13 protein-coding genes and 1 tRNA gene are annotated in these 17,328 nt (G+C 52.2%); 11 read left to right on the forward strand and 3 right to left on the reverse strand.

Features of this window, described 5'->3' with window-relative positions; all coding sequences use genetic code 11:
- The first annotated feature begins 6 nt into the window (after nt 1–6).
- The gene (locus H5T67_01875; GenBank protein MBC7244068.1) at nt 7–981 is read left to right on the forward strand and encodes a DNRLRE domain-containing protein; all 975 of its coding nucleotides are present in this window, start codon (nt 7–9) and stop codon (nt 979–981) included.
- Nucleotides 982–1,072: 91 nt separating this feature from the next.
- Here H5T67_01875 and H5T67_01880 read toward each other — a convergent pair whose 3' ends face one another.
- The gene (locus tag H5T67_01880) at nt 1,073–2,254 is read right to left on the reverse strand and encodes a pyridoxal phosphate-dependent aminotransferase (protein MBC7244069.1); all 1,182 of its coding nucleotides are present in this window, start codon (nt 2,252–2,254) and stop codon (nt 1,073–1,075) included.
- Between the two features lie 210 nt (nt 2,255–2,464).
- Between H5T67_01880 and xpt the strand changes: the two genes are divergently transcribed.
- From xpt to H5T67_01915, 7 genes are all read left to right on the forward strand, one after another.
- The gene (xpt, locus tag H5T67_01885) at nt 2,465–3,040 is read left to right on the forward strand and encodes a xanthine phosphoribosyltransferase (protein ID MBC7244070.1); all 576 of its coding nucleotides are present in this window, start codon (nt 2,465–2,467) and stop codon (nt 3,038–3,040) included.
- Nucleotides 3,041–3,076: 36 nt separating this feature from the next.
- On the forward strand, nt 3,077–4,645 hold the full coding sequence (guaA, locus tag H5T67_01890; protein ID MBC7244071.1) for a glutamine-hydrolyzing GMP synthase: 1,569 nt from the start codon (nt 3,077–3,079) through the stop codon (nt 4,643–4,645).
- A gap of 3 nt (nt 4,646–4,648) precedes the next feature.
- A complete protein-coding gene (gene sbcD, locus H5T67_01895; protein MBC7244072.1) occupies nt 4,649–5,860 on the forward strand; it encodes an exonuclease subunit SbcD in 1,212 nt (403 codons plus the stop codon).
- A 78-nt stretch (nt 5,861–5,938) separates the two neighbouring features.
- Entirely contained in the window at nt 5,939–8,167 is a 2,229-nt protein-coding gene (locus H5T67_01900; GenBank protein ID MBC7244073.1) for a hypothetical protein, read from the forward strand.
- A 91-nt stretch (nt 8,168–8,258) separates the two neighbouring features.
- A complete protein-coding gene (tsaD, locus tag H5T67_01905) occupies nt 8,259–9,365 on the forward strand; it encodes a tRNA (adenosine(37)-N6)-threonylcarbamoyltransferase complex transferase subunit TsaD (protein ID MBC7244074.1) in 1,107 nt (368 codons plus the stop codon).
- A gap of 11 nt (nt 9,366–9,376) precedes the next feature.
- A complete protein-coding gene (locus tag H5T67_01910; GenBank protein ID MBC7244075.1) occupies nt 9,377–9,706 on the forward strand; it encodes an MGMT family protein in 330 nt (109 codons plus the stop codon).
- Nucleotides 9,703–11,085: an L-seryl-tRNA(Sec) selenium transferase gene (locus H5T67_01915; GenBank protein MBC7244076.1), complete on the forward strand. Its 1,383-nt coding sequence runs from the start codon at nt 9,703–9,705 to the stop codon at nt 11,083–11,085. The genes H5T67_01910 and H5T67_01915 overlap by 4 nt, the downstream gene beginning before the upstream one ends.
- Before the next feature lie 11 nt (nt 11,086–11,096).
- Here the strand turns inward: H5T67_01915 and H5T67_01920 are convergent, their stop codons facing one another.
- Entirely contained in the window at nt 11,097–11,696 is a 600-nt protein-coding gene (locus H5T67_01920; GenBank protein ID MBC7244077.1) for a DUF624 domain-containing protein, read from the reverse strand.
- Nucleotides 11,697–11,769: 73 nt separating this feature from the next.
- Here H5T67_01920 and mtaB point away from each other — a divergent pair, with 73 nt between their 5' ends.
- The 3 genes from mtaB to H5T67_01935 all read left to right on the forward strand — a co-directional run bounded on the left by mtaB (nt 11,770) and on the right by H5T67_01935 (nt 15,525).
- The gene (mtaB, locus tag H5T67_01925; protein ID MBC7244078.1) at nt 11,770–13,056 is read left to right on the forward strand and encodes a tRNA (N(6)-L-threonylcarbamoyladenosine(37)-C(2))-methylthiotransferase MtaB; all 1,287 of its coding nucleotides are present in this window, start codon (nt 11,770–11,772) and stop codon (nt 13,054–13,056) included.
- 115 nt (nt 13,057–13,171) lie between these two features.
- Nucleotides 13,172–15,256, forward strand: coding sequence for an AAA-like domain-containing protein (locus H5T67_01930; GenBank protein ID MBC7244079.1), 2,085 nt, complete (start codon nt 13,172–13,174; stop codon nt 15,254–15,256).
- A 195-nt stretch (nt 15,257–15,451) separates the two neighbouring features.
- Nucleotides 15,452–15,525, forward strand: a tRNA-Pro gene (locus tag H5T67_01935).
- Nucleotides 15,526–15,650: 125 nt separating this feature from the next.
- On the opposite strand, the gene mazG is transcribed toward H5T67_01935, so the two are convergent.
- On the reverse strand, nt 15,651–17,126 hold the full coding sequence (gene mazG / locus H5T67_01940; protein ID MBC7244080.1) for a nucleoside triphosphate pyrophosphohydrolase: 1,476 nt from the start codon (nt 17,124–17,126) through the stop codon (nt 15,651–15,653).
- Nucleotides 17,127–17,328 lie beyond the last annotated feature (202 nt).

Consider the following 17,328-nt stretch of genomic DNA (forward strand, 5'->3'; position numbering starts at 1 on the left):
AAGAACATGCGCAAATTGTTGCCGAAGGCACCTACGCTGATAGTTACGCTGCTCTTGATTACGACGATCATGTTGCTGTGGATGCTACCTAGTGCCAGCCCAATAGAAGCCACGGCTCTCGGTCGCCGCCGCTTTGAAGTAAGTGGAGATACCTGGATTAATCGTTGGGAAGCGGACAAAAATCAATTCAACACAACTTGGCTGATGTTCCGCGTGGACGGAGACCATGTGCCTTTGCTCAAATTCGATGTCTCCGCTATCCCGCCAGGCTCCGCGGTCGTAGTAGCATACCTTTACCTGTATGTGCCACCCGATCTGAGCCCTGAGCATTACCGCGAACCATGTGAGTTGGCTGCCTATTGTGTCAAAAAGGATTGGGTTCCCCAAGAAGCTACCTGGAACCGAGCTTCATACGCCGTGCCTTGGGCACTCCCTGGTTGCCGTGGTGAAGAAGACCGCTGCCAAAGCCATGACCCTAATGAAGTTGCTGAGTTGACTGGTATGGACAAGTGGGTCGAGATTCCAGTTACGAGCATTGTGCAGCAGTGGGTCAACGGCGAGAATCACGGCTTGGCCTTGCTTGGCAAACCTGGTGCTGTGCACACAGGTCTAGCAGTGTTCTACTCTGCGCGCTTTGTGAATCGCGACCGACATCCCTGGCTTTGGGTGGAGTGGAATCCCCCAACTACGCCTACACCGAGCAATACGCCTACCAATACCCCTACCAACACACCAATGTTTACACCAACTGCAACGCCAACGGAAACACCAACCAACACGCCCACTGCAACCCCAACATGCACCAGTACACCCACGGAAACCCCCACGGTCACACCTACGGCGACGAGCACGGCTACGCCGACAGTAACACCTAGCCCTACTCCAACGGCTACGCAGACGAGCACCCCGACGAGCACTCCCACTGCGACGCCGCACCGACTTTATCTCCCCATTGCATTCAAGGGCGCTGTGGTTGACTGACGAGTAAGTGCGGAGGGTAAACGACAGAAATGCAGGAGCCCCTTTCTGGCCAGAAAGGGGCTCCTGTGTAATAGAGGAGATTCTGGAGCGCCTATTGATATTTGGCAGCGAATTCACCAATGCGCTGCAATGCCTTCTCGAGGTTTTGAATCGAATTGGCGTAGGATAGGCGCAAATATCCCTCGCCATACTCTCCAAAGGCAGTGCCAGAGAGCGTGGCAACACCCGCTTCCTGCAGCAATGCATCTGCCAGTGCTTTGGTATTAGCAAATTTCCCCTTTTTAACGAGTTCCTTGACGTTGGGGAATACGTAGAAGGCGCCCTTGGGTAGCAGGCAACGAATGCCGGGAATAGCATTCAGACCCTTCACAATAAAATCACGGCGCTCTTTGAATGCCGCCACCATCTTGTACGATTCATCTTGTGGCCCTTTGAGTGCCTCTACGCCGGCAACCTGGGTAAAGGCTGCAGTGCATGAATTCGAGTTAGTCATCAGCTTGGCAACTTGACCAGCCAATGCCTCGGGCATGACACCGTAGCCCATCCGCCAACCGGTCATGGCATATGTCTTGGAGAAGCCATCCAGGATAATGGTGCGCTCAGCCATACCGGGTAAGCTCGTGATGCTGACGAATTCGCCATCGTACACAATGCGGCTATAGATCTCGTCCGAAAGAATCATGACATCGTATTTGGATGTGATCTCCGCTATCGCAGCCAGATCCTCCCCGGACAACATGCTGCCACAAGGGTTATGGGGCGAGTTGATGATGATCAGTTTGGTGCGTGGGGTAATCTTGCTGCGTAACTCCTCCACATCGAAATTGAATTCGCGCTCTTCCAGAAGGCGCAGAGGCACTGGTTTGGCTCCTACGAAATTGATCATGGACTCGTAAATCGGGAAGCCTGGGTTGGGGTAAATCACCTCATCACCTGACTCGGCCAGAGCCAGGATGACAAAGAACATGATGGGTTTACCACCGGGAGTAACGACGACCTGATTGGGATTCACCGGAATGCCCCGCGATTTGCTGACATCTTCAGCGATTGCCTCGCGCAATTCGGGAATTCCAGCAGATGGCACATAGTGCGTGTAGCCGCTGCGCAAAGCGCGACAGGCCGCTTCGATGATATGAGAAGGTGTATCAAAGTCAGGTTCGCCAATCTCCAGATGTATCACCTCGCGGCCCTGTGCCTCCAAAGCCTTGGCTCTGACGAGCACCTCAAACGCGGTTTCTGTACCTAGGCGAGACATTCTCTGTGCTAATTTCATTCCACTTCCTCCTTGAAGCCATTGTTATCTGCTAACAGCAGTTATTTATATTTTAATGCAAATGCGTCAAAATGCCAACAACTTACTGCGTTTGCACCCGCCACGTTTGCCTAAAGATTAACGCATCTGTATAATTTGACAAACGCACGAGTAGGACAACGCCACAAGCATTCCACTCAATAGCTTGCCATAAGGAGGCTAGAGACTGCCATGCATGAATTGCGCGAGAGGATCGTACGCGAAGGACGCAACCTTGGACGAGGCATTCTCAAAGTGGACAGCTTCATCAACCACCAAGTAGATGCCCATTTGATGATGGCTGTGGGACATGAATTGGGTCGCCGCTTCTCCCATGTCGGTGCAAGCAAGGTGCTCACGGCAGAGATCTCCGGCATCGCCCCTGCCTTGACCACAGCCTTGACACTTGGCGTGCCAGTCATTTATGCCCGCAAAACCAAGCCCATTACGATGCCTGAGAATGCTTACCGTGCAACTGCCCCATCGCACACTAAAGGATATACCGTGGAACTGCTCGTCTCCCCGGAAGTGCTGCAATGGAATGACCGGGTCCTGATTATTGACGATTTCTTGGCCACAGGGCAGACGATCGCTGCCTTGGCTCGTATCGTGCAGCAAAGCGGAGCTACCCTGGTGGGCATTGGTGCCGTGATTGAAAAAACGTTCGAGGGCGGACGAGCATACCTCGAGTCGCAATACAATGTGCCTATCGAGTCGCTGGTAACCATCACGGATATGAGCAATGGCCTTATTTTCTTCGGAGACTAGCGAAAGGAAAGAACGTTGACAGCACACCCTACTGAGCTGCAGCCGGGTTCGGAGCAGGCTCATCAGCATGAAACCGTCGCCATACTGGATTTTGGCTCTCAGTACAGCCAATTGATTGCCAGACGTGTGCGCGAATGTGGTGTCTACTGTCAGATATTTCGTTATAGCGAAGATCCAGCAGCAATCAGAAGCCTTGCGCCGATGGGCTTTATCCTGTCCGGCGGGCCGGCCAGCGTCTACGATTCCTCTGCTCCACGGTTACCGGCATACCTGCTCGCAGAAGGAAAGCCTATCCTGGGCATCTGCTATGGCATGCAACTGTTGGCCCATGAGCTGGGTGGCCGAGTAGTGCCAGCTACCTATCGCGAATACGGGCCCGCCGAGCTGAGTGTATTGGATTCACACAATCCCCTCTTTTGTGGTTTGCCTTCCACGCTGCACGTATGGATGAGCCACGGCGACCAAGTGCAGGCTCTGCCTCCAGGTTGCCAACCACTGGCCAGCACTGCTAGCGTCCCGATTGCTGCCTTTGGGGATGAGCAACAGCGCATCTATGGCCTGCAGTTTCACCCCGAGGTTGCTCACACTGCCTACGGGCCGTACATTCTGCGCAATTTCCTCTATCGCATCTGTGGCTGTCACGGAACTTGGCAGCCCGCTGCGTTTATCAACCAGGCTATCGCCGCGATTCGTGCACAAGTTGGTTCGGGCAAGGCGATTTGTGCTCTATCGGGGGGCGTTGATTCGACCGTTGCTGCTACTCTGGCACAAAGAGCGATTGGCGAGCGTCTGACGGGCATTTTTGTGAACCACGGGTTGCTCCGTCTTGGAGAAGCAGAGTACAATTTAGATTTATTTCGCCGTCATCTGGGATTGCAGGTGGTCTATGTCGATGCGACAGAGCGTTTCCTAGAGGCTCTAAGTGAGATAAGCGACCCAGAAGAGAAGAGACGCGTCATCGGTCACGAGTTTATCCGCGTATTTGAAGCTGAAGCACGTAAATATAGAGATGTGCAATTTCTTGTGCAAGGCACACTGTACCCAGATGTTATCGAAAGCAATGCCGCAGATACACGTACTGCCGCTCGTATCAAGACCCATCACAACGTGGGTGGTTTGCCAGCAAACATGGAACTCAAGCTCGTCGAACCACTCCGCTATCTATTCAAAGACGAGGTGCGCCGTATCGGCAAAGAATTAGGCCTGCCAGATGAAATTGTGTATCGCCAGCCCTTTCCTGGCCCGGGATTGGCAGTGCGCATCATCGGCGAGGTTACCAGGGAACGCTTGGAATTATTGCGCGCGGCAGATGCAATTGTCACTTCGGAAATCTCATCGGCAGGTCTGTCCAAAGACATTTGGCAGTACTTTGCTGTTCTTACGCCGGTGCGGAGCGTTGGCGTAATGGGCGATGGCCGAACCTATGCCCATGTCCTTGCTATTCGTGCCGTGGTGAGCGAAGATGGCATGACTGCCGACTGGGCACGATTGCCCGCCGATTTGCTGGCTCGTATTTCCAGCCGGATTGTCAACGAGGTGCCCGGAGTGAATCGCGTCGTTTACGACATCACCAGCAAGCCACCTTCCACTATCGAATGGGAATGAAGCATGGTCAAGGTCCTTCATTTCGCTGATTTGCACCTTGGGGTAGAGAACTACGGTCGGCTCGATGCTGCCACCGGATTGCACACACGTCTTCTGGATTTTTTGCGCTCCTTTGATGAATTGGTGGAATATGCCTTACAAGAGCGTGTTGATTTGGTATTATTTGCGGGCGATGCCTACAAAAACCGCGACCCGAACCCCACGCACCAGCGTGAGTTCGCTCGGCGCATACATCGGCTGGCTGCAGCCAATATCCCGGTGTTTCTACTAACAGGCAATCACGACATACCCAGCACGATGGGACGCGCAAACACCTTGGATATCTTTGCCACCCTCGAAGTACCCAATGTCTATGTTGGTCGCAAGCTTGCCAGTCATCTTATTCAGACTCGATCTGGGCCATTACAGATTGTCGCCTTGCCATGGATACTGCGCAGCCACCTGCTCAGCCGCGACGAATATAAAAATTGCACTCTGGCAGAGCTCGAGGAATTCACTATTGCTGCCGTCGAAAAACACCTGCTGGAAACAGTAGCAACCCTCGACCCCCACGTACCCACTATTCTGACAGCGCATGGTTCAGTGCAGGGAGCTGTATACGGTTCAGAGCGAAGCGTCATGCTGGGCCACGATATTGTCCTACCGCGCAATTTGCTGACCAATCAAACCTTTGACTATGTGGCTCTGGGCCACATTCACCGGCATCAAGAACTTGCGCGCAATCCTCCCATTGTCTACAGTGGCAGCCTTGATCGTGTTGATTTCGGAGAAGAAAAGGAGGACAAGGGCTTTGTCGTAGCCCAAGTCGAGAGGGGCCAAGCGCATTACCAATTTGTGAAACTGACTAGCACCAGACGCTTTGTCACCATTGAGGTGCAAGCAGATGGCGTCGATCCGATGGTGCAGGTTCGCGAAGCCATTGCCCGGCACGAGTTCCAGGAGGCGATCGTCCGTTTAATTATCCATACTACAGCAGAGAAAAATCATCTGCTGAATGATAACGAGATCCATAGCCTATTGGATAAGGCGTTCAAGGTGGCTGCTATTGTCAGGGATATCCGACGCGAATCGCGTTTACGCCTGGGGCCGAATCAAAACATAGAGCAGATGACGCCACTCGAAGTGCTGCAAAAATATCTGCAAGCTCGCCAGGTAGATAAACAACGTGTTGAGAAGTTATTGGAATATGCACAACGGGTGATAGGAGATACCTAGCGAGGCGATGAAAAACGCATATCTTGTGCTTTTACCGGCATCTGCTCTTATTCCCGATGCAAAGAAAGGGGATACAAAATGAGTGGAAGATTGCGTACATCTGTAGACTCATTCAGTATCGTGAACGGGGTTCGACAGGAGAAAGCCTATAACCTGAGCGTCAGCGAATATTCGGCAATCATTCCCTACCGCAAGGGACGGGGCAACCTCTATGTATTGGTAGAGACGATCGGTAACTTCCCAGATCATGCCCAAGTCCAGCAACGGATTATCGAGATTGCTCAGGAATACTTTCACGCTTCTGGCAGCATTACCGCTGGTATTCGCACCGTAATCAAAGCAGCTAATGTCTATCTATTCGAGGAGAACCTCAACGCTCCGCGCGAGCAACGCGGCGTTGCAGGCATAACTTGTGTAGTGCTAAAGGACCGTGATGCCTACGTCGGACAATCGGGCCCTGCCTTGCTCTATCATATTGGTAGAGGAATGTTCCAAATCTTGCCCAAGGAATCCACTTGGCTCACTAGCGAGAGGCTACAAGATGTGGACATCAGCAGGCATCCACCACTGGGACTTCGCCGCGACATCGAGCCAGATCTATTTCACCTCCATGTGCAAGAGGGAGACGTGCTCATCCTGGCCTCTACTCCACTGGCTAAACTAGTGAGCAAGGCTGAGATAACCAGCGCCATTGCCCATCGGGATGCCTACAGTGTACGCGAAAACTTGGAAGCACTTGCTGGAGGAAGAGATGCATCCGCACTGATTATTGAAATATTAGAGGTTAGTCCAATGTCTGCAGAGGCTGCTCCGAAGCTTACAGGTACTGCCAAGCGAGCAGGCATGTGGAGCAGAATCTCTTCCACCGTACGCGAGATGCTCATTCCGACGGCAGCAGAGCGAGAAACGGCTGAGGAATTATTAGAAGAGGAGGAACTAGAAGAGGCGAAAGGACTGCCGCAGATGATATCGCTCAAAGCGGCTCTCCAATCCATCTGGCGATTTTTGGTTGGTCTAGGACACAACCTCGCCTTACTGCTGTCACGGGTATTGCCCGAACCAGAAGCTGCACAACGTAGCAAGCGGCAACGACAGTACGCACGCAAAGATAGAGCAAAAGCTCCAGCACAAGTTAACGGCAGATGGCTGTGGATTGCCCTGCTAATACCCTTAGCGATTGTCCTGCTCCTTGCCTTTACGCGCTTCCAGCATGATCGTGCGCGCCAAGCACACTTCCAACAGCTTCTGCAAAACGTGCAGGAGGCCAGAACAAGCGCACAGGCAAGCTCTACAGATGCAGAGCGGCGTACCAAACTGACTGAAGCGCTGACCCTGCTCGATGAGGCAATGCAACTAAAACCAGAGGATACAGCACTGCCGGAGCAACGCAAAGAGATATCGGAGTGGTTGGATCGCATCAATCATGTGGTTCGTTTGCCTCTGCGATTGTTGAAAGAGTTTCCGGATACAGAAAGTGCCAAGTGCGAATTGAGCACCGTGATTGTGCAGGGCATAGATGTGTACGTGCTTGATGTGGGAACAGATCGAGTTTACAAATACCTGCTGAATGAGGCTGGCGACGATCTGCAAGTCCTCCCGACGGATCCGGTACTAATGCGCAAAGGCGATGCGCACGGCACGATCACGATAGATGAGCTGCTGGATATCGCTTGGGTGGAAGCAGCGGGCCAACGAGGGACAAATACCTTAGTGATTCTGGATCAAAAAGGACATACCCTAGAATACAACCCGGTCTTAGGATTGCGCTACCTTGACTTGGCTGATACCAGCCCGTGGGTCACGCCAGTGGCTGCAGCAGGCTATTACGGCCGTCTTTATTTGCTTGACCCTGGCGCTAACCGCGTGCTACGGTATGGACTCACCAATACTGGCTACGGCGGTTCCCCTAGCGACTACTTCCAGACTGAAGCCATATCCGATATAAGTAGCGCCGTAGATATGGCGATTGATGGCAATGTCTATGTACTGCACGCTGATGGTAGGATCTCGAAATATCAGGAGGGCACCAACGTTCCCTTCCCGCAGAGCAACCTGGATGAACCATTAAAAAGACCCTCCTGCATCTTCGCTTCCGGGTTCATGGATGAAGGAGGGTACGTTTACGTCGCTGACGCCGAGCAGCAACGCATCGTGCAATTCAGCAAAGCTGGCGAATTCTTGCAGCAATTCCGTGCCCAAGACCCGGGCTATATGGATGCTCTGAGAAGTCTCTATGTCGATGAAGAACAGAGGAAGATCTATTTGATCAACGGGAGTAAACTATATCTGGCCCTACTACCTGAGTGATAGGGCGCCATTAGGTGTTTGGGATGAGAGAATGCGATAGCCTTCAGCCCAAATTGGAATACTCTAACTTTTGCTGGTTAGCAGGAACCTGATGTCGTTGATATTGGGTCTAGAAACTTCATGCGATGAAACCGCCGCAGCGGTAGTGGCAGACGGCCGCGAGATCCTTTCCAATGTGGTCGCCTCACAAATTGACTTGCACCGTCGCTATGGCGGGGTCTTTCCTGAGATAGCCTCTCGACAGCATATCTTGGATATTGTACCTGTTATCAGGGAAGCGTTAGTCCAGGCCAGAGCAGATTGGGCTTCATTGGATGCACTGGCAGTTACTACGGGACCTGGCCTGGTCGGTTCACTGCTCGTGGGTGTCAATGTGGCTAAAGGGATTGCCTGGGCCAAAAGGTTACCACTCATTAGTGTGAACCATCTCGAGGCCCATCTCTATGCAAACTGGCTGATTTTGCCGCGCGATACACGATCCAATATGCCTCATACGCTACACGACATGGAGCACATCCCTCCACCACAATTTCCACTTATTTGTCTGATTGTCTCTGGAGGGCATACTGATTTGGTGTTAATGACTGGCCATGGGCAGTATCGGGTGCTAGGCCGCACTTTGGACGATGCAGCAGGAGAAGCATTTGATAAAGTGGCACGCCTTTTGGGATTAGGTTATCCCGGGGGACCGGCAATTCAGGCTGCTGCCGAAGGTGGCAATCCCAATAGGTTCGATTTGCCCCGTGCAATGCTCGAAGATGGCTATGATTTCAGTTTCAGCGGCCTCAAGACTGCTGTGCTACGCATCGTGCAGAAATACGAAGGAGCAGGTAAGCAACCTGCCAAACAGCGCTCCAGGCTTATCACTGTGCATACAGCATCGCCATTGCGCCAGTTGCCGTTGGCCGACTTGGCAGCTAGTTTCCAGGCTGCTGTGGTGGACGTCCTGGTGCAGAAGACCAAGCGTGCTGCAGAGGAATTCCAGGTGAAAGAAGTGCTGCTTGCAGGTGGCGTAGCAAGCAACACACTGCTGCGTCAGAAAATGTCGGCCCAGGTGAATGTGCCAGTGCGTTATCCACCACCCGCATTGTGCACGGACAACGCCGCCATGGTAGCTTCAGCTGGCTACTTCAAGCACATGTCTGGCGAACGATCCGCCTGGGAGCTCGATGTGTGTCCCGGCTTGACTTGGAAATAGAGAACCGTAAGATGGAATCTCAAAGTGATATTCACTTCTTTCAAAATGTATATGAACTTGTGAGCCAAGTGCCAGCGGGACACGTTGTTACTTATGGACAAATCGCAGCCGCGCTTGGCAAACCAAGAGGTGCCCGTCTCGTTGGTTGGGCAATGCGCGTCTGTCCAGACAATGTGCCTTGGCACCGTGTGGTCAATGCGCAGGGAGCTTTAAGTACACATGCTTTGCCGGGTGGTTTTAACCTACAACGCGTGCTGCTAGAAGACGAAGGCATTCGATTTGACCCTGATGGACGAATTGACCTCCGCATCTATGGATGGAGCGAGTTAGAGCGAACATGAAAGCAATAGCTAAGCAAGAGATGCAAAAGGAATTGAGAAAACTCCCAAGTGTAGATAGGCTTCTGAAACAGGCTGCTATTCAAGCATTGCTGCAAGAGCATGGCCATGAGCTAGTTGTAACGGCGATTCAGGAGGTCCTCGCCGATACGCGCCAGGCTATCCTGGACGGTGAAGCGTGTCCCGATACAGCAGAACTTTGCAGCTGGGTAGCAACTCACTTGTCCAGCGTACTGCGTCCCAGCCTCTATCCGGTGATTAACGCTACCGGCGTCATCATCCATACCAACTTGGGACGTGCTCCGCTCAGCCAGGCAGCGCAGGAAGCCATGCGTGAGACGAGCGCATACAGCAATCTGGAATACGACCTTCCAGCCGGGGAACGGGGCTCGCGCTATATGCACGCAGAGGCATTGTTATGCCGTTTGACCGGGGCGGAAGCGGGCTTGGTGGTCAACAACGATGCTGCTGCGGTGCTCCTTATCCTGACGGCCCTAGCCAAGGGGCGTGAAGTCATCATTTCCAGGGGACAGCTTGTAGAAATTGGTGGAGGGTTTCGCATTCCAGAGGTTATGGCACAAAGTGGAGCACACTTGGTCGAGGTAGGAACGACTAACCGCACCTACTTGCACGATTATGAAGCAGCTATTACCCCAAATACAGCTATGTTGCTGCACGTACACAGCAGCAATTTTCGCATCCTTGGGTTTGTCCACGAGACACCACTGGCGGATATGGCAAACCTGGCGCACGCTCATGGCTTGCTTGCTATCGAAGACCTGGGCAGCGGGGCGTTGTTGGATACTGTACAATTTGGCCTGAGCCACGAACCCACCGTCCAGGAAAGCCTAGCTACCGGGGTTGACCTCGTTTGCTTCAGCGGTGACAAACTCCTAGGCGGCCCTCAGGCCGGGATCATCATAGGGAGAAAAAACCTTGTCGAAGCCCTCAAGCGTCATTCACTGACTAGGGCTTTGCGGGTCAGCAAGAGCATTCTCGCCGGGCTGCAGGCCACTTTGCTTCATTACTTGAAGGGTGAAGCAACCCAACAGATTCCCGTCTGGAAAATGATTGCCATGGATGCTGAGCAAATTCAATCGCGCGCATTAACGCTAGTTGCATGGCTGCGCGCAATGGGTGTGCAAGCTGAGATAACGGAGGGATGGTCTACTGTTGGAGGAGGGTCGCTGCCTGGTGAGACTTTGCCAACATACTTGGCAGCTATTCGCACTGATGCTCCCCAAGAACTGGCCAGGCGGCTGCGCCTGGGATCTCCAGCACTTTTAGGACGCATTGAGAAAGATTGCTTTGTGCTTGACTTGCGCACAGTGTTGCCTGCTGAAGAGCAAGCGCTGCGCAAAGCGTTGGAAAGAGCATTCTGAGCCTGCTTTACTCAGAACGCGATACCTCGTTTGGTTAGCAGGTACTGCACCGCTTTGCTTTGTAGCATCGCTACTGGCCCAACGAAGAGGATTGCGAGACCAATCCGAGTTGCATACAGTGCAATGAAATACAAGAACACAAATAGCATCAGTACTGCTGTAAATACGATATCCGATATAGCCAACAGAAACGCTTTCTTGATAGCTGGCCAAAACTGACCATTTTCACGGACGAAGAATACGAAGGCATAGGTCTGCACGACCAACAAGAGAGAAAATATCGCCATTGGTATACTGGCCAAAAGCCTGGCTAGTGACTGCTCCGCAGAGAAGAAAAAGACAATGTCATAAATGAGCACGAGAATGACCAATCCATAGGGCAATACAATCAGCCAACCCTTCCAAAAGTACTTCCTCAGCCCCTGAACAAAGTCCTTGAATTGGGCTTCATCCTGTAACAAAGCTTGGCGAGCAAAGTGATATAGCGCCACGGTTGCGCCAGGGCCAGTAATGATCGGCAGTTGCAGAAGCAGCCAAGCTATCGTAGCCAGAGTGATATCGAAAAGATTGGCCATGATAAACACAAAGCTTTCACGCACAAAGTGGAACATAATGGCACTCCTCTTTACCTTTTCCATTAATCATTATAGAATGGTAAGATAGAGCAGACAAAACCAAAGGAACATGCGCGTATACCTTACTTCCCTGGGTTGTAAACTTAATCAAAGCGAAGTCGAAAGCTGGGCTCGGCGTTTAGTGGGAGCAGGACATACTATTGTGGCAAGTCCTGACACTGCTGATTTGTGCATTATCAATACGTGTACCGTTACCCATGTAGCAGCACGCAAGTCGCATCAGATCATACGGCGTTGCAACAGGGCCAATCCACTCGCTCAAATTGCCGTTACAGGCTGTGAAGCTGAAATGAACCCCAATGAAATAAGAGAACTGCCTGGTGTCAGCCTCGTGCTGGGCACGGACGCGAAGGAACGACTGCTGGAAACCATCGCGGAACAAGTTGGCCTATCGCTCCAGTGCCAAATCATCAGCCCCCATCATAGGTCGTTCGGACATACCCGTGCTTTCGTGAAGATCCAGGATGGCTGCGACAATGCCTGCACCTATTGTGTCGTGCGCATTGCCCGCGGGAAACAGCGCAGCCGGCCATTGGCAGACATCCTGGGCGAAATCATCGCCAGGCAGGAAGAGGGCTATCAGGAGATCGTGCTCACGGGTGTGCATATTGGTGCCTATGGCCGTGAGCAGGGCGAAACACTCGCCGGCCTGATACGTGCCATACTTGCCAATACTGACTTCCCGCGCCTCAGGCTCTCTTCGATCGAGCCATGGGATTTGACACCTGAGCTGTTACATCTCTGGGAGAACCCGCGCATGTGCCGTCATTTGCACATGCCCCTGCAAAGTGGATGCGATGCCACGCTGCAACGGATGAATCGCCGCTACACTACTGCTCAATACCGCGACCTGCTCTCTTCTGCTCGTGACTGGATACCCAATTTAGCCGTGACCACCGATATTATTGTTGGTTTCCCTGGAGAAGATGAGCAAGAATTTGCCACGAGTGCTGCCTTCGTGGCTGCGATGAAGTTTGCGCGCATCCATGTCTTCCCCTTTTCAGCGAGACCTGGCACAGCAGCCGCTTCAATGTCTGGCCAAGTCAATCCATCCATCAAGAAGAAGCGAAGCAATCTCATGCTCGGCATTGCCAGGTATAGCGCTGAGGCGTTTCACCACCAGTTCATCGGCAGAACAATGGATGTCCTCTGGGAACACGCCATAGGTGATCGCTGGAGCGGTCTGACCGATAACTATATCCGCGTCGAGGTCACCAGTGACCTGCATCTGCATAACCGCATCCTGCCTGTGCGACTGCTGGAGCTAAGCAATATGGGTCTACGCGGCGAGCTGCTCCAGGAAATGGATGTGGGTCCTTGTTTGCTGCAAAGATGATAGCGAAACCGTTGTCAAGACCGTTTGCTGGTAGTGCGGAACTCGTGTAATATGTAGATTAAATGACAAACGAGTTAAACTAATCCTGCAAATGCACGCTGTGGAGAAATTACGTATGGGACATTTCCACTTTATAGGTCCCTTGCCTGCCGATAGTGAGCTTTTCGTCGGACGCAAAAAGGAATTGAGAAAAGTACGCGACCTTTGCCTGGGCCCGCTCAACTCATATGTCACGGTAGTAGGTGCCAGGCAAACGGGCAAAACCAGCTTTCTCTATCGGCTGCAAAAGGAGATCGCTCCTTACTTACCCCCTGTTCTGGTCAACCTGCGATTGATCCCAGATGCCACTCCTTCTGGGCTCTTCCAATTTATGGCCACAGAAATAGTGAAGCAATTGGGACTTTTCTCTCTCTTGCATATCGCGGATCGAATCAGCAGCGGACCAGAATTTGAGCAATTGCTCAATGAACTGCCAGCACAAGTGGGCAGGGTTGCTATACTGTTGGATGGAATAGGCTCTCTACCAGAAAAGACGGCAATATACATGGCCAATGTGCTGCGTGCTGTGTTCAGCGATCGTTTCTTGACCGGATTCGAGGCACTGGGCCGTTTCATCTTTCTGCTTGCTGGTGGCAGCGAGTTGCTCAACCTCACCATGACGGTAGTTTCCCCATTTAGCAACATCGCTACCAACGTCTACTTGCCCGATCTCTCACTTGGTGAGGTCAAGCAGTTAATGGCTTATGGCTTTTCTGGCACCTCCATGAAGGTGGGACGGATCCATGAACTCGCCGAAGCCATCTATGGACAGACACATGGTCATCCCTACCTGACTCAACGCATGGCCGCTCACCTCGCTGACTTTGCTGACATGGAAAACAGCCCGCCTGAGCCATCCTGGGCCATGAAAGCGTGCCAAGAGATGCTCAGCAACGATGAAAACATCCGCCATCTACATAATATGCTTCAGGACCCTGCTTTGCTGGATACAGCCTTCCAGGTTGTGCAGCACCCCACGCCTTTTAGACGTCTGAGCCTTCGCTACGAAAAACTGCGCTTATTGGGCATTATCCGCGAACAGAATGGAATGGCATTGCCTCACAATGCCTTGTATGCGCAAGCAATCCAGCACCTAGCTGAGGAAGCAGGCATCGCCCAGGCTGAAGCTCCCTCAGAAAGCACTGCACCAAGGCTAAGAGTTAGGCTTCTCACATCCATCATTCCCACCGCCTTCTGTCACAATTTGTCAGAAGCCGAATTTCCTTTGGTTCAAATTACGATAGACAATCGTGGCAAACACAAACTGGCGCAAATCTATGCTAGGGCCACCATAGAAGGTTTCAGCGATGAAGCTGTATCCAGCGTTACCGTGCCGGCTGGTAAATGCACCGAAGTAGCGCTTCTACCTCTGCTACAACTTGGCCCCTGTACGACTTTGACCGAGATCCGCCCTGCTACCCTGCGTGTCACGGTGTACCAATTTGGCTCTGGCAAGGAATTGCTCTTGCATGACCAGACTTACCCTGTTAAACTCCATGCTTACGATACTGCCCTGCTAGGCGTCCATGCGCCTGATGGCAAAATTGTTGATTTGACCCACCACCTTTGCGCATTCGTTACACCCCACATGCCAGAGATAGAAAACCTCCTGCGCAAGGCAGTCGAGTATCATCCTAACCACTGCATCGCAGGTTACCAAGGTGCAAATAGCGCGGCAGAAGCGCGTTTGATAGTACGGGAGCAAGTACGTGCGATTTACCAAGCTCTGAAAAAGGATGCAGGTTTAGCGTATGTGAATTCACCGCTGAATTTTGGCAAGCAGGAAGGACAAATCACACAGCGCGTGCGGTTGCCTATAACCAGTCTGCACGAAAGCCAAAGCCGTGCCAACTGTATTGATGGCACGGTGTTGTATGCCAGCTTGCTGGAGTTGGCTAGTCTCGAACCGGTGATTGTCATCACTCCTGGGCATGCTTTTGTTGGCTGGCATATCTGGCCTGGCCTTGATCAATACGAATTCCTCGAAACTACGATGACGGGCACAGAGGATTTTGAGGCTGCGTTACAGTCGGGCAATCAACAATATGAAGAAGCTTGTCGCAAAGGATACTTTGGACGCGAGTTGTTTGACCCGAAGGGTTTTGCACGCTTGATTGACGTTGCTGCTTGCAGGGCGCAGCAAATATATCCATTGATGTGAGAGTTTGCCGTAATTGTTCAGATTAGGGCTAGGTTCAGTGGATTGTGGATAGCTCGGCTTCTACTATTAGTGCCTAGCTATCGTGGCACTACTACATCTTGTGACATGAGCTTGCTCGCTTAAGATTCTTTACCTCAAATCTGAACAGTTACAGTTTGCCCTAATTTTAGAATCGTGTATAATAGAAACTACTATCGGGGCGTAGCGCAGCTTGGTAGCGCACAGCGATCGGGCCGCTGGGGTCGGAGGTTCAAATCCTCTCGCCCCGACTGCTAGCACGGCTAACTATCTACTGAACGAGAATTAGCCGGAAGCAATTCTCATGCCACAGAGAGCAGAGCGAGACCTGCAGGTAGGCGGATGCGCCTTCCGTGCTCCGGGCTGATCTCGAGAGTTAGCCGTGTTGCTTTTTCGTATTATTCCATAACCTTACCCGCTCTAACGGTTCCAGGTCTTGTAGTTGTTGTCCACGCTCAGCACATTTCCGCTCCACTTCCCGAAAGCGCTGCTCAAAGCGTGTTGTCGCTTCGCGCAATGCACTCTCAGCATCCAGATGCATCCACCGCGCCAGGCTTACCAGGGAAAACAATAAATCACCCAGCTCTGTTTCTTGTGCCACTTTTTTATGTGCTGCGCGCAGCTCTTTCCACTCCTCTTCTACTTTGGACCATACATGCTCTATATCCGGCCAATCCAACCCTGCGCGCTCCACTCGGTACTGCAGTGCTTGTGCTCGCGCCAGAGCGGGAAGGGAAGGGGAGATGCCTGTTAGGAGCTCTGCTGCTCCAACATAGTTCTCTTCGCCGTGGTGTTGAAGTGCCTTTTCTTCGCTCTTTATTCGCTCCCAGTTAGCCAACACTTCCTGAGCACTTGAGACTTGCACCTGGCCGAAGACATGGGGGTGCCTGCGCTTCAATTTGGCCACGATGTATGAGACGACGTCTGCCATCTTGAATTCATCTTGTTCGATGGCAATCTGGGTATGCAACAGAATCTGCAACAAAAGGTCGCCCAACTCCTCTTTCAAAGAGGTTAAATCCTCATTATCGAGAGCTTGCAACACCTCATACGTTTCCTCAAGCAGAAACGGGCGTAGCGAACGATGCGTTTGCTCACGATCCCAGGGGCAACCCTCAGGCGCACGCAAATGCGCCACTATTTCCTGAAATGTGGCGAGGGAGCCTGGTTGAGAAAGCGGCGGTACGTATAACGAGGTCAGGTGATCGATCCCCGCATAGCGATCCAGTTCATAGAGCGGCATCGTGGAGAGCGTTTCCTTTTCAGTCCCTGCAGCTTGAATCAACATAACTGAATGTTCATCAGGGTAGGCCATCAACAGTACCAACTTGACATCAGCAGCGAGATCCCGGCTGTAAAGCTGACCAATCAACAACGGCAGGTCGGGATTAAACACTGGATAATGGGACATGGCCAGCGTGGTCGCATCAGCCAACTGCAAGCCATTCAATGGATCTAGTTTCAACTTGGCGCACACTGGCTCTATGAAGCTCAAGCCTGCTACAATGCGCACCGGCAATCCAACTTGATTGGCGAGAATGAGGATGCGCTGTACGGACGCCTCTCCTACAAGGGGGTGGCCAGGCACGGCATAAATGACACCATGCGCACGCTGGCCCAAATCCACAATCCTAGAAGCAATTTCATCATAGACCTGTTCGAAGGTAGCAGCACGCTCGTAGATATCATCAAAGGAATAAATCTTTGCTGATAGCGCCAAGCCCTCTATTGTAGGATGCCGCTTGGTGCGCAAATAGATTTCCTCTGCGCTCTGCAAAACGTGTTGTGCTTCTGCAGTAAGAAGACCCGGCGCCCCCGGGCCTAACCCCACAATGGTGATCCCTTGAGGCATGACAACCCTCCCTCTGGAAACTTGCCTGGATTATACTTCACAGTATAATGCTAACAAAGCTGTGCGTCTTGCGCAGTGTAATTGTTCAGATTAGGGCTAGCTGTGGTATACTGAGCACATGACACTGGAAGAAGAAGTCGTTGCCCTCCGTGCTGAGAACAATACTTTGCGCGCACAAGTAGCTGCCTTGCAAGAGGAGCTA

It is taken from the genome of Chloroflexota bacterium (genome assembly GCA_014360905.1).
Taxonomy (GTDB): Bacteria; Chloroflexota; Anaerolineae; order UBA2200; family UBA2200; genus JACIWX01.

Bases quoted from the DNA above. Each gene is read 5' to 3' on its own strand.
- sbcD (MBC7244072.1), top strand. From the start codon at position 4,649: ATGGTCAAGGTCCTTCATTTCGCTGATTTGCACCTTGGGGTAGAGAAC.
- H5T67_01900 (MBC7244073.1), top strand. From the start codon at position 5,939: ATGAGTGGAAGATTGCGTACATCTGTAGACTCATTCAGTATCGTGAAC.
- H5T67_01875 (MBC7244068.1), top strand. From the start codon at position 7: ATGCGCAAATTGTTGCCGAAGGCACCTACGCTGATAGTTACGCTGCTC.
- tsaD (MBC7244074.1), top strand. From the start codon at position 8,259: ATGTCGTTGATATTGGGTCTAGAAACTTCATGCGATGAAACCGCCGCA.
- mazG (MBC7244080.1), bottom strand. From the start codon at position 17,126: ATGCCTCAAGGGATCACCATTGTGGGGTTAGGCCCGGGGGCGCCGGGT.
- H5T67_01920 (MBC7244077.1), bottom strand. From the start codon at position 11,696: ATGTTCCACTTTGTGCGTGAAAGCTTTGTGTTTATCATGGCCAATCTT.
- H5T67_01880 (MBC7244069.1), bottom strand. From the start codon at position 2,254: ATGAAATTAGCACAGAGAATGTCTCGCCTAGGTACAGAAACCGCGTTT.
- H5T67_01910 (MBC7244075.1), top strand. From the start codon at position 9,377: ATGGAATCTCAAAGTGATATTCACTTCTTTCAAAATGTATATGAACTT.
- mtaB (MBC7244078.1), top strand. From the start codon at position 11,770: ATGCGCGTATACCTTACTTCCCTGGGTTGTAAACTTAATCAAAGCGAA.
- H5T67_01915 (MBC7244076.1), top strand. From the start codon at position 9,703: ATGAAAGCAATAGCTAAGCAAGAGATGCAAAAGGAATTGAGAAAACTC.
- H5T67_01930 (MBC7244079.1), top strand. From the start codon at position 13,172: ATGGGACATTTCCACTTTATAGGTCCCTTGCCTGCCGATAGTGAGCTT.
- xpt (MBC7244070.1), top strand. From the start codon at position 2,465: ATGCATGAATTGCGCGAGAGGATCGTACGCGAAGGACGCAACCTTGGA.